1 protein-coding gene is annotated in these 1135 nt (G+C 61.7%); it reads right to left on the bottom strand.

Annotation, left to right across the window (positions count from 1 at the left end; genetic code table 11):
• Positions 1–1058, bottom strand: a 1058-nt coding sequence (locus INF73_RS21700; RefSeq protein ID WP_193547318.1) for an IS481 family transposase, incomplete at its 3' end; no start/stop codon positions are given.
• Positions 1059–1135 lie beyond the last annotated feature (77 nt).

Raw genomic sequence — 1135 nt, 5'->3', positions numbered from 1 at the left:
GTCTCCCTCAGCCCGACCCGTTCTCCCCTGAACGCCTTGCCTGCGCTCAGACTGACACCCTGTATGCTCAGCTTTCCGCTGACATCCACTTTCCTGACCTTCACCCCTTCATCGTATTCAGGTGGCGTTACGCTGCCGCTGTACTGCCGCGCTGACGGCTGATACCGCGAGCCCGGTACCGCCATATCCAGCGCCTCGTGCGGGCGTTCAAGGTTGTACACCGTGCGCCAGTGATCGAAAGCGCGCTGCAGCTCTCCGCTGTCCGCGAACCATTTTCCCTGCAGCACTTCCGCCTTCAGGCTGCGGTGAAAACGCTCCAGCTTGCCCTGCGTCTGCGGATGATAAGGCCGGGAGTGCCCCACCCGGATACCGTGGCGCATCAGCCACAGCTCCAGCGCCGTCCAGGTGCCGGTGGTGTCGCCCCACGGTGAGCCGTTGTCCATCGTCATCCTGTCTGGCAGGCCGTAGCGTTCAAACGCGCTGACCAGCTGCTGCTGCACGGTCTCGCGCCGTTCATCGGTACAGTGCGCCAGGCACAGGGAAAAACGGGAGTGGTCGTCCAGCAGGGTGAGCGGATGGCAGCGGCCACCGCCAAAGGGAAAGTGGCCCTTAAAATCCATCTGCCAGAGCCGGTTCGGCGCGTCATGTTCGAAGCGTCCCGTAGCCGGAACGCCCGGTGATACGCCCGGCAGCAGACCGTGACGGGCCATCAGATTATGGACGGTGCTGAAGGCGGGCATACGGTACCCCTGGTCTTCAAGCCAGCGCTTAATCTTGCGGGCGCCCCAGCGTTGATGACGGTCATGCGCCATGCGCAGCAGGGCCGTGATGTCGTCAGATGAGCGGTTCGGGGAATGATGAGGTGCGCGGGAGCGGTCCTGAAGACCGGAGGCACCTTCCTCAGCCCAGCGCTGAAGCCACTTGTAGCCGGTGGCAGGAGAAATGCCGAACTGACGGCAGAGGAAACGGATGTTCGCCCCGTCCTGCGAGGCGAACAGTACAAACTCGGTACGTAATGACATGGTATCTCTCGCATCCCAGGGCATAAGTGACTCCATAAACGGGTTCTTATGCCTCAGTTGTAAGTGTCTACCATGTCCCCGAACAAGTGTTCACTATGTCCCCGGACCGTACA

The organism is Enterobacter cloacae complex sp. P6RS (genome assembly GCF_014982245.1).
Taxonomy (GTDB): domain Bacteria; phylum Pseudomonadota; class Gammaproteobacteria; order Enterobacterales; family Enterobacteriaceae; genus Enterobacter; species Enterobacter bugandensis.
This window is presented reverse-complemented; position numbering and strand designations above follow the sequence as displayed.